Consider the following 12,072-nt stretch of genomic DNA (forward strand, 5'->3'; position numbering starts at 1 on the left):
TGCATACGGAGCTGGCCGCATGAGGAAAACCCGATCATTGCCCGGGTTTGTAGGAGTTTCATGCTGATTGTTTCACTTGCGGAGGGGCCTGTATGCATTCCCACGGAGACCGTGGGAACGAGGAACCGTGGGAACGAGGAAAACGAGGAAAACGAGGAAATACTCGAGAGTAGGTCGGTTCCCCCGTTCAGGGGTGAGCCGACTTGTGACCCAACCGCCATACAAGAATCACAGTTGGCAGTGGGTCACGTATGCATTCCCACGCAGAGCGTGGGAACGAGGGGGGTAAACTCGAGAGCAGGTCGGTTCCCCCGTTCAGGGGCGAGCCGACTCGTGACCCAACCGGCATGAAAGAATCAAAGTCGGCAGAGTTAGTGAGTTGGGTCTCGTTCCCACGCTCCGCGTGGGAATGCATACGTGACCTGTCGGATAGTGCAGGGCTTGCTGATAGTATTCCCACGCAGAGCGTGGGAACGAGGAGGGCCGGTTTAGAAGGTGTAACCAACGGTTCCGGTAATGGTGCCTTTACGCAGAACATTATCCGCATCGCCACCCCAGGTCACTTTGGCCATCATATCGTCGTACTTGGCAGTCAGACCCATATTGATTTTCTTTTCGCCTTCTTCGAAGCGGCCGGTCATATGAGAGTTGCCGTCAACATCGTGGGTGAAACGGAAGGTAGATTCGAGATTCAGGCCGGGTATGGCGACGTTGTTCCAGTTGGCGCCGAGCATCATGTTGTAGCCCCAGCTGAAGCGATCCAGGCGTTCGTCTGAATCTTCGGTATTACCGGTTTGGTTCCACCAGTCAGGGTGGAATAACTCAGACCTCTGTCATTGTGTACATGGACTGTACACAATCCACCCCGCAGGGATAGCCATCTCACCGCACATTCACTTCCCTGTGAGATGGATCCTATACAATCACGGTAATTGCTCCTGCATTACTCTACCTCCTGAATCCATGCAGTCGCCTGTACAGGATGACAGCAACCAGGGAATCAATAGGTGATGATAAATTTCAGGAGTGAAGGTTAGCAACAACGCGTCTTTGACGCGTATCCGGACTTTCAGTCCGTAACACTAACCCACCGGCTTTAGCCGGTGGTTGTTGAGTTGTTGATACCACTGTCCGGGTAAATTCCTCTCCTCCTCTGTCATGCCCGTGCGATTTGCCAGTGGCATAATCTGTGTTTGCACTGACTGGCTATAAATTTTATCGGCCATACTGGCGATGGAGTCATGGAAAACCAGACCACCGGGAGGTGCTTGGAGCAGAGGGTCGGCAGGGGTTTCTGAGTGACAGATTCCGCACCGGGCAGTGACAATCTCAACAACGTCGCTTTGGTCAAAAGCGGGCTGGACTGTAATGATATGCGTTTTGCTACGGCTCAGGGTTTCAACAGCGGTGATCAGTTTTTCAATTATCTGAAAGATACTTTCGATGTACTTTACGACGAGGGTGATTCTTCACCGAAAATGATGTTGGCAGGTCTTCATTGTCGCTTGGTTGGACGACCCGGCCGTGCAGCTGCATTAGCTCGTTTTCTGGATTATGTGCAATCTAAAGACCGTGTATGGCTTTGTACGCGGGAGCAGATTGCACAACATTGGCACAAGCACCATAACTGTAATATGTGACAGGTGGTGACTTTTCCATGGTGCTGCGAAGGTCTGCGCTGCGACACAGCCCGACCCGGGTCGGTAAAACACAGAGATTATACCGAAGACTCCAGGATATTGGATGATTGGGGCGGAGCCTCTGTATCCATAGGGCCAATTTCCGCTATCTGCTCATCAGACTCTGGTGTCAGCAGACGGCGTCGGTCTGTCTGAGCAGATGGTCGCACTGACGATTGTTCATTATTGCCATTGCGTCGGTTACAGACTTTATAGACTGTGTATAGGGTCAGTATTGCTATAGCAATAGATATAATGATTGTTATTACCACAGAGTATGAATCTGAGTCTGAGTCGGTAGTAGTAGGCAGGACATTAGAATCTGAGCCATTGATGCTGCGATAACCCGAGTCCTCAGAGTATTCAGCGTATTCAGAGTATTCAGCGTATTCAGAGTCTTCAGAGTCTTCAGCGTAACCAGAGTCTACAGGGTAATCAGAGTATTCAGCGTAGTCAGAGTATTGAGAGCCATTCGTTGATGAATTGGTGGAGCAGGAGGTAAGTGTACTTTCTAAATATTCCTTACGTTTCAGCAGTGTTTGTAACTTTTCCCGGGCAGATTCGACTTCCAGCTCTATCGTATAATTACTGTCATGCAGGCTCCGATCTTTGTTTGTAATTCTGATCAGCGTATCTTCTTCCCGGTTGAATACTCCACTTAAATCCTGACTATTCCAGCCAGTGCAATTCTCTTTTTTTGCATTCGAGAGCGTCTCATTAATTTCTGCCAGTCGGTCAGAAATTTTATCAATATCATCCTGGAGACTTTTAATATTGGATTCCGACTGTGTGCGTCCGATCTGACTCAACAAGATGAGCAGCAGCCCCAGGGTCTCCTTCCCGTTAGGAGCCATTCCGGCAATTTCCGGTGCATTCATTGCGGCCTGAACAGGGATTGCAGCTGCCTTGCTCAGCAGAGATACCAGCTTCCCGGCGACTGACCTGACCTGTCGCAGTGCTAATTGGGCAAACGTAATATCTGGCTTGTCAAAGGTATGTGGGCAGGGCACGTCCGGGGGAGCGGGTGATGAGTACGCAGTCAGGGTTCGTCTATTACTGGTGGTGCGCTGTTTTGGTTTTTGTTGATGGTCTGTACTTTTTGCCTCAGGGTACGCGGTCTCCGGGAGACTCACTGACGATCCTGATGTCGCCATACCCATACTCATAACAATAATCCTTACATTGTTCTCATTTAATAAATCAGTTCCCCTGATGTGTGGTTAATCCGATAGAATTGGCACGCATAAGCATTTTTCGGGGAATAGCCGCATGAGCAGTTTAGTTGATATTCAGGCGGGAGGTCTGGCGCTGGACAATATTCGTGCCAATGGTTTACCTCAGGAAAGTGTCAAAGTCATTGTCGGAGCTTCTGGCGGCCCCAAGTGGTTTGTGCTCAGTGGGCTGGATAAGGCGTTACTGGGGGAGTATTTTCGCAACAGAACAACACCTCTTGACCTGATAGGGACATCCGCAGGCAGCTGGCGTTTCAGCTGTTTTGCTCAGGATAACCCGCTGGCAGCCCATGAACGCTTTGAGCAGGGCTATCTTCATACTTGTTATTCCGAGCACCCTGATCCCAGTGAGATCAGCAGGAAAGCCAGGGAGCTTGTGGCAAGCATTATTCCTGAGGAAAGCATTCATCAGATCCTTAATAATCCGGTGATGCGCTTTAATCTGATTGCCGTCAGGAGTCATGGGCTGACCGCTTCTGACGTTAAACCGTTACAGATGGCGGGTCTGGGCCTGGCGGCTACGGGTAATCTGATTAATAGAAAGTATTTGTCGTATTTTTTTACCCGTACATTGTTCCACCATTCGGCATATGAACATTCAGAGAAACCGGAATTTTATCACGCCAGCGATCTTACTACCGAGCGGGTGAAACTGTCTGCAGCCAATCTGGTGGATGCCGTTATGGCATCAGGATCCATTCCGGTTGTGATGGAGAGTGTCACGAATATAGCCGGTGCTCCGGAAGGTCGATATCGTGATGGCGGGATTACCGACTATCACTTTGATATGCGTTTCCATCAGGGTGATGGTCTGGTTCTTTATCCTCATTTTTATTCTCGAATGATTCCAGGCTGGTTTGATAAGGCGCTTAAGCATCGCAGACCGTCTCCTCAAAACACTGATAATGTTGTGCTGGTTTCTCCTTCACAGGCGTTTGTCGACCGGCTTCCCTACCAGAAAATTCCGGATCGTAATGACTTTGCCCGGTTTACCTTTGATGAGCGGGTGCGTTACTGGAAGCGGGTTGTTCAGGAAAGTACACGACTGGGTGAGGAATTTCTGGAGCTGGTTGCAAGCGGTAAAATACGACAGGTGGTTAACCCCATATAAAGGGCTGTCGCAAAAGGTCTTAAATACCGATTTCTACCCCCTCCGTCTTTCCCGTGAAGGAGGCTGTCGCAAAAGGGCAAAACACCCCCCGACCGTCATCCTCGCGAAGGCGATTGTCGCAAAACCCTCCTCGCTCCTACGCTCTGCGTGGTAGCGCCAGGACCCAGCCACAGACACGATTCCTGTGGTTGGCTATGCATTCCCACGCAGAGCGTGGGAACGAGGTTCAACCTCGTTCCCATGCTCTGCGTGGGAATGCATACCGGAGCTGGCCGAATGATGAGGGATCTCTCTTTTTCCGGATTTGTGGGCGTTTCATGCAGGCTGTTTTATTTGTGACGGGTTCGGTATGCATTCCCACGGGGGACCGTGGGAACGAGGAGAAACCCTCCTCGCTCCCACGCTCTGCGTGGTAGCGCCAGGACCCAACCACAGACACGATTCCTGTGGTTGGCTATGCATTCCCACGCAGAGCGTGGGAACGAGGTTCCTGGTGGGTTTTGCAACAGCCTCCTTCGCGGGGATGACGATGGTATAAGCTTCCCTAAGACCTTTTGCGACAACCTCCTTCGGGGAAAGACGGCAATAGTATAAATTGGCATTTAAGACCTTTTGCAACACCCTCATAAGCCAGCTGAGTCGATTGCAGAGAATGACGGACAAAGGATGCCCGCAATAATCAGATGCTAAAAAGCAATAAAATCGTAATCAAGCCAGACACGCAGGTCATTCTCCTGCTTCCGGATAGCTTTGCGCAAAAGTTCGTCATTCCGGTAAAGGCCATACTTCAGTTTAAAGGTCAGCCCTTTGGCAAACGGCCGTGAAAACCGATAGACAATATGGATATCATGCTCATACTCGGAAGTGTCGGCTTTACTGCCGTCAGGCTTTGTGACTTGCATCCCGGAGCCATAATGAAAAGCGTAGCCTCCCATCAATCCCTGAATTCCGGAGGCTGAGAAATCATAACTGACACCGGCCATAAATACCGTTTCATCGTCGTACATCATATCTTCAGCGAAACCATTGGTGCTTATATTCCAGAATCCGTGGGTGTTTGCACCAAGGTCGTAATAGTACGCGCCCGGCGGGGCATAACTTGTTTTGTCATTGGGTTTAGGGTTAGAGGAACGGGCATTATAATGGCTGACTGCTGCGTTAAAAGACCAGCCTGAAGGAATATGCAAACTACCATGTACATTAATCACACTGGCATGATCATCAAATAAAGGACTTTCGCCCCAGCCCGTACCCTGCCAGAGGTCACCTGCTTTTTCCGTATGGTAATAGCGAACTCCGAGAGACAGATCCCGACCACTTCCTAACGGAGTCGTCAGTAAAGCATCCAGATTATGAGCCCGAAGAAAGTCTTTGGCAAAACCGTTCCGATATTTCAGGAATAATTCACTGTCTGCCAGCACGGGCATCTGATAAAAAACTTCACCACCGATAATATAATCAATCACCTGTTTCTGTTCGGGGAAATTGTGCAGCCGGTGAAACCCGGCCTGGTTCCGTAACGACATTCGATCCACCAGGGCCAAACCCACCTCCAGATTTTCCGAGGCCACTTTCAGGTTGTAGCCCTGCCAGCTGCTGGGCACACTCCTTGAACTGGAACCGGAAATTAACCCGGTTTTCAAGATTTGTCGCCCAATGGTAAAGCTGGCAGAGCCATAGTCAGCAAAAGACGGGGGAGCCTGTAACCGGACGTAAGCCTGACCCAGCTTGCCAAAACCTTCATTGGCATCATTCAACAGCTGGTACGAATAAGTACTGTCTTTTGCCATTTCCAACCGGGCAACGCCATAAAAACCGGCTCCCAGAGAAACCATATCCGCAAAATCGCCTGTACGACCATTCAGCCATAACGCAGCTGTCCAGGCACCTGTATGCTGATCTTTCTCAGAATTGTACACATCATAAAAAACCGTTCGCAGCTTGCCATCCAGCTCTGGGCTTTCAAGAAAACCACCGGCATCCTGCCCTTCTGCCGCAACGGCAAAAAAGCAATTACACGACAAAATAATAATAACAAGTTTAACCACAGAAAAGGGATAGCTACCCATCACAAACCCGCCGTTACTGCTCAGAGACAACAGGCAGGAGGACTCGACGCCCCCGGCCCGACGACAATATCATTCAGGGTCATTCAGGTAATATGTCGTTCCTTAGTCACTTCAGCAAACTGCTTGCCCAGGGATCGGGCTGAACCAATCCAGACCACGAAAAAGCCCAGAACAATAACGGCGACATAAGGGGCTATTGCAGACAGGGAGCCAAACATCACCATTAACACCTGCTGCACCAGAGAACCGGTAGATTTCCCGGTGGGGTTACCAATAATATCCACCGCCGCTTTGCCCTTAACTTTCTCCTCCGGGCTAAGGGGGATATAACTCATTTCCTTGGTGGGATCGAACAGGGCGTATTTGGTCGATTTGCTCAGAATGTTCTGCAGTGCCCCAAGAATTACCGTCAACATTAGCGGCGTCATACCCAGGGCCGTAAACACACCGCCGGGAATCGAGTCCCTGAACAGCACAAAACTGAAAAACAGACTCCCGGTGATCAGCAAAACTACCGGTGTACAGAGTGCCGCTACCGTCCAGCCAAATCGCCGTATAACGTTGTTGGTGACAAACAGCATCAGACAGATAGTGACCAGACCGGTACAGGTAGAAAACAATCCCATAAACTGGTTGTAAGCATTGGGATCCGGGTACTGCATACGCAACTGATTCTTCCAGGTCACCTCAACCATATTGATGCACACCCCGTAACTGATCACCAGCAGGGCAATGCATAATAAATATTTCGAGTGAATAATCAGTCTCAGACTGTCTTTCAATGACAGCTTCAGCTTTTCATTGGCCGGTTCATGGCTATCAATGGGCTTGAACAGCGTCGGATCCGTTATCACATAGCGATTCATCCACCAGTAGATAACAACGATCAAAACGCCACCCAGCGTTAATACCCCGGTCATGAGATTCAGTGAATACCCCCAGGGATCAACCCCTTCAGGCAGATTTTCACGGACACTCGAAGCAACGTAGACAAAATAACCGGCAGTCGGCAGGGCAAGGTTACCCATCATGCCAAACAGGGCGTAAAACCGTTTGGATTCAGAGATATGGTTGATATGGTTGGCAAAGCCCCAGAACAGCATGGACAGGCAGACACTCCCCCACAGTTCAGACATTACATAAAACAGGGAAAAGGTCCAATTCCTGATAACGGCAACAAGCCCCTTTAATCCGCCGGGCAAAACACCCTCTAAATAATCTGCAAATTCATGGAAGTGCAGCATATCCCTATTGGGATAAAGCACCAGGGCAAAAAACACAAAAAACAAAATAAACGTCCAGATAATCAGATAAAACAGCGTATTCCTCCGAAGTTCATTACTCAGTCTTGAATAAATAATGGTAAAACCAATGGCGAATGGCACATTAACCCAGAGTTTCAGAAAAGGGATAATCTCTGCACCGGACCCGGCACCGGTGACCACCAGCGTATCCTTGGTATCCCGCAGAATCGTATAATTAAACAGGATCAGATAAAACATCAGGATCATGGGAATCAGCTTCTTCAACTCATGGCTGTGAACCGGCCAAAAGCGCTCTCGCCACTTACCAAATTCAGGAACATCACTCACTCAGGCACCTCCGAAAAACAACATAACCCCACAGTAAATACAGCCAATTAATTCCATTTACATTTAAGTTCTCAAAGGTTCCAGATTGCCTTGATATAACAATCAGGATGACACCGCCTCAATTTATAATTCAACTCCGAATGCAATAGATACAACCAACAGGTCATTCATGATCTGCTGCATGATATGGATAGTAGATACTTTTTCGACACTTTGAATTTTATAAGCCGCTCTGACGAGTATTTACTTAAAACTAAATACGTAATAGACAATCAATAGAAACTAAACTCTTATTATGAATAATCATCAGGTATTTCACCTGACACCATGACCTCCAAATAAATTATAATAACCAGATGTACACCCCCAATTTTTTCATAAATTTCATTAAAAAATATTATCAACACAAGCACAACTATTTATTTTGAAGCTTCAAAATGGCCGAATTTTGTTATGTATCCGCTACAGTATCTGATGGAAAGGCTACCAAAAAAATGAAGAACGTCCGTTTTATTCTGATTTTATTAATAGCATGCACACTGACCATCAATCCGATTCCTGCTCATGCCTTGCCCAACACTCAGGCTCAGCACAGCAGCAAAGCCCCCCCCACAACGCCTGACAAACAAGGAACGGCAGGCTTTACCGGCATTCTGAAAACAGCGGTTGCCTGGGGCATGGTGCCGCTGAGCGCTGAGATTGCTCTGAATGTTAGCAAGGAGCTCCTGAAAAAAAATCATCCATTTTTATCACAGCTGCTGTCAATTCATGGCAGTAATATCCGGCGATCCACCAGCCAGCACCTGACCGACAATCTCGCCGCCCGATTAGAAAGTTTCAGTTATAAAACGCTCTCCGACGATCACCTGAGAAAAAATACCGATGAATTACAAACAGATTTGTTATTCCGTTCACTGTTCACATTTTCTATGTTGAGCATGAATGCCCAAAAGGCGAGAAAAACCTATTTCCGCTTGCAGGATATTCTTGACAATATTGCCATTTCCGCCAGCCTGGCCTTCAACAACGAAGATCACGAACGCGCTGCGGCCCTGATCGCCCTGGCGGCTCAGGTGATGGTTTACATTCATCCTGAAGCGAAGGCCAGCGACGCCTCTGACAGTATAAACACCCTTTTTAACCAGGGGATTGACTGGTCCCAATGGCCCGATTTCCGTCCCCGGGTTCAGGAATACCTGCACACCATGGATCCACTGGTGCAACACTCTGCGCTCATCAATCTGAGATATTGTGACTTACTGAACCAATGGCGTATCAGTAATGTCGATTGCAGCCCCTATGAAAATGGCACCATCACTGAACTGGAAGGCATGGCCGTCATGGCGGACAGCGATGAACAGTCCGGGTTGATCAAATCTGCGCTCAAAGGGGTGCCTGCCCACCATATCAGGAACACCATTTTTATGATGGGCGTCTCCGTTCCTGCGGTGTTCCTCTACTTCCTGAATAAGAAAAGCAACCCGGCCATCTATGCCATTGTTGACCATTTTGCCAAAATAGCCGGAATGGCGACGACCAAATCCACGATAGAACGATTCTCATCCAATACCCGGCGAACGCTGGAAAACTGGGGAGCCATTGACACCGGGAAAGGTTCCGCCACATCCTCCACCGGCGATTTTGCCAATAATTACTTTAATACCCTGCAAAAAAATGCCACCGCCATTCTGGCTGAGCAGCCCAATTTTGCCCGGTCCAATGCCCAGCGTTCCATTGAAGCTCTGGTGGTGCACTTGTCCGAGGCTTATCGTCAGGCATTATCCGGTGACCGGGATACCAGCGCCATTCTGGCCAGCGCCCTGGTGCAGAATTACCGGGAAAATGTTGAGGTCAAGACCGGTGACAGTCTGATAAAGTCCATTCTGATGGCTTATCGTCCGTTACATTCACCGGAAATCATCCTCCATATTGAGCAGCAGCTACCCGTTCTGGATCCTGACTACCGCACCCGAAAAGAAGTACGACAGTGGTATGACGACCAGATAAAATCCTGGCATGAACTCTCAACCGCCCCCCGACAGGCAGTTGCTGCCTATGGGAACATTGACTGGATAACAACCGCAACCGCTTTGGCACAGACTCGCGAAGCTATTGAAGGGGAAAAACAATCGGGGCCATCAGCCTCCACCTGGTACCAGAATTATTTTCCCGATAAGGAAACCATTGCCACCGCAACGATCCATGGCACTGCCCTGACCTACTCAGTATTGATTGCCCTGATCCATCCCCACACCATCAAGCACCTGATGACCGATAAGGCCCCCTTCTGGCATCTGGCATCCGGTTATCTGCTGCTGTCCATGTTTGACTTTGGCCTGCGTTCACTGGGAGAACCGGCCATCGTTCATCTGCAAACCGTTATCAAGAACTGGATCGGCAGCACCACCGGCATCCTGCCTCAGGAGGACAAAGAGATTCAGAATGAACTGGCCGACAAGGTCAACGTCATTAATCGCAAACTCAGTATTGAAGCCCAGACCAGCCGTTCATACCGGGCCACGCTGGAGGCCCTGCTCACCCGATACTGGAGTCTGGGCAACCATATGCTGATGACCGATCCGGGCGCTACCCGCTATCACCAATCGGCCCTTATCATTGCGCTGGCGGCCTATAGCCAGCGCTACTTTCACCCCGAATTTAATGACAGTAATCTGGTCATGGACGCGCTGGCGGTATCAAGGCTCAACCCCGGCCTGTTGCGGTTAAGGGAGCTGGGACTGATGAACGAATATAGCCTTGAGGTATTGTTCGCGTTGAAAAACTTTGATCCGGCCTTTGAAAAACCGGATGTACAACGTGCTTACCTGAAGATTCTCAACACCTGGGGGCTTGAGCTTGACGTTCAGGCTACCGGCAAATCCCGTGATGTGCTGGATTCCTGGGCCTCTTACGGGGATTACCTGCTTGGGGCGGTCGGCTTTTCCACCCAGGCCATGGTAAAGGCACTGGTTCACGACAACGAAGTCGTCAGCCGTTCCCTTGCCAATTTTTTCGTCAATATCTTTGAATATGGAACAACGGATTCCCTGCGAAAAAAAATCTATGCCTGGTCCCGTCTGAAAATGCTCAATGTCGTTTCTTTTTATCCGAAGACGGAACTGATTGGCGCAAACTTTGCCAACCAGGAACTGACCGACTCCTTCAGACGACAGAAGTTCTATTTCGGCAAGCCGGAACTGGATATGCGCACACAGCTCATCCAGATCATCACCTCCATTACCAACAGCTACTATCAGGCCATTATCCTGTTGGATAATGCCCGCCAACAGGACGAAGCCGGCAATACTGAATTAACCGAAACAGAAGCAGCAGAAAAAGTTCAGGATCTGGTTGCCCTGACCATGGTCAGACTTATTCTGTTTGCCCCGGACCTGGCGGATGATGACATTTACATAATACACACGGTCAGCATTCTGACCCTTCCCATCAAAAATGAGCTGGCCAGCATGAAAGAAGCCATCCTTGGCAAGATTGAGGCCATGCTTGCAGATCTGGAACTTAACGACCAGGTGATCATCAATGACTCCATGGAAAAAGCCCGGTTGATGGCTGACAATTGGCTAACGGCGAGCCAGGCAGAAGAACTGGATGCTGTCACAGAACTCATGACACTACCTTAGAAATTGCTTCAAGATAACGTTGCCCGTTGCCCTGAAAAACGCAAGCGAGCCCGGCTTTTTCGGATTACAGGCATCGCGCAACGTTCGTTGAAATGTAGAAGCTATTTCTGGACAAATTCTTAAACCTCCTGTCTCGGTGGTCAATTCAATATTGTCAGGACCTTCCCGGGTAAAGAGGAATTTGAAGAAACCCTGCGTTACTTTAAACGGCAGATTGAGTTAACCGGTGTTGAACTGAAACTGAATCACCGAGTGTCAGCGGATGAGCTGGAAAACAGTGATTTTGATGAAGTCATTGTCGCCACCGGCATTGCCCCAGGGAAGCTGGATATTGAAGGGATTGATCATAACAAGGTCCTCAGCTATCTGGATGTCTTTAAGGGCGCTCCCGTAGGAAACAGGGTTGCTGTCATTGGTGCCGGTGGTAGACGATGCCAACACCCTGACTTTCGCCGTCCCCCCCCCCGATACAGTTGAGTTCCGCATCACAGGGAAGACCAGAACGTTTATGGAAGCATTACGCACCAAACCAGAAGATATAATCTACGACCATACCGATAACAACCATGATAAATACCAAACCGTGGAGTAACTGCATAAAACATCCTTTTTTGATTGTTATATTTACTGATATGCATTGTCCATATTTATCACTCCAGCCCCGATATGCCCAGACTTAATCAATAATAAAAACAGATAGAACAGGAGATCAACAGAACGATATGTCTTTAATAATCACGTCGATTGT

Annotated in this window: 7 protein-coding genes and 2 pseudogenes; 4 read left to right on the top strand and 5 right to left on the bottom strand. The window is 48.9% G+C overall.

All coding sequences use genetic code 11. From position 1 onward, the window contains the following. Positions 1-488 precede the first annotated feature (488 nt). Both RM811_RS15925 and RM811_RS15930 read right to left on the bottom strand, forming a co-directional pair. Positions 489-794: pseudogene (locus tag RM811_RS15925) on the bottom strand (DUF1302 family protein); the annotation flags it as partial. A gap of 288 nt (positions 795-1,082) precedes the next feature. Continuing rightward, entirely contained in the window at positions 1,083-1,226 is a 144-nt protein-coding gene (locus tag RM811_RS15930) for a hypothetical protein (RefSeq protein ID WP_402526208.1), read from the bottom strand. A gap of 132 nt (positions 1,227-1,358) precedes the next feature. On the opposite strand from RM811_RS15930, the pseudogene RM811_RS15935 reads away from it, so the two are divergent. After that, positions 1,359-1,640, top strand: a pseudogene (locus tag RM811_RS15935) (allantoinase); the annotation flags it as partial. Positions 1,641-1,717: 77 nt separating this feature from the next. On the opposite strand, the gene RM811_RS15940 reads toward RM811_RS15935, so the two are convergent. Beyond that, complete coding sequence (locus RM811_RS15940) at positions 1,718-2,845, bottom strand: hypothetical protein (RefSeq protein ID WP_402526211.1); 1,128 nt, start codon at positions 2,843-2,845, stop codon at positions 1,718-1,720. Between the two features lie 103 nt (positions 2,846-2,948). Here RM811_RS15940 and RM811_RS15945 point away from each other — a divergent pair, with 103 nt between their 5' ends. Further along, the gene (locus RM811_RS15945) at positions 2,949-4,022 is read left to right on the top strand and encodes a patatin-like phospholipase family protein (protein WP_402526214.1); all 1,074 of its coding nucleotides are present in this window, start codon (positions 2,949-2,951) and stop codon (positions 4,020-4,022) included. Between the two features lie 686 nt (positions 4,023-4,708). On the opposite strand, the gene RM811_RS15950 is transcribed toward RM811_RS15945, so the two are convergent. Both RM811_RS15950 and RM811_RS15955 read right to left on the bottom strand, forming a co-directional pair. Next, complete coding sequence (locus tag RM811_RS15950) at positions 4,709-6,091, bottom strand: OprD family outer membrane porin (RefSeq protein WP_402526216.1); 1,383 nt, start codon at positions 6,089-6,091, stop codon at positions 4,709-4,711. A gap of 83 nt (positions 6,092-6,174) precedes the next feature. Next, positions 6,175-7,683: an NTP/NDP exchange transporter gene (locus RM811_RS15955; protein ID WP_402526219.1), complete on the bottom strand. Its 1,509-nt coding sequence runs from the start codon at positions 7,681-7,683 to the stop codon at positions 6,175-6,177. Between the two features lie 494 nt (positions 7,684-8,177). Here RM811_RS15955 and RM811_RS15960 point away from each other — a divergent pair, with 494 nt between their 5' ends. Then, positions 8,178-11,324, top strand: coding sequence for a hypothetical protein (locus RM811_RS15960; RefSeq protein ID WP_402526221.1), 3,147 nt, complete (start codon positions 8,178-8,180; stop codon positions 11,322-11,324). Between the two features lie 252 nt (positions 11,325-11,576). Further along, on the top strand, positions 11,577-11,801 hold the full coding sequence (locus tag RM811_RS15965) for a hypothetical protein (protein WP_402526224.1): 225 nt from the start codon (positions 11,577-11,579) through the stop codon (positions 11,799-11,801). Positions 11,802-12,072 lie beyond the last annotated feature (271 nt).

This window comes from Endozoicomonas sp., from assembly GCF_031844845.1.
In the GTDB taxonomy this organism is placed as follows: domain Bacteria; phylum Pseudomonadota; class Gammaproteobacteria; order Pseudomonadales; family Endozoicomonadaceae; genus Endozoicomonas.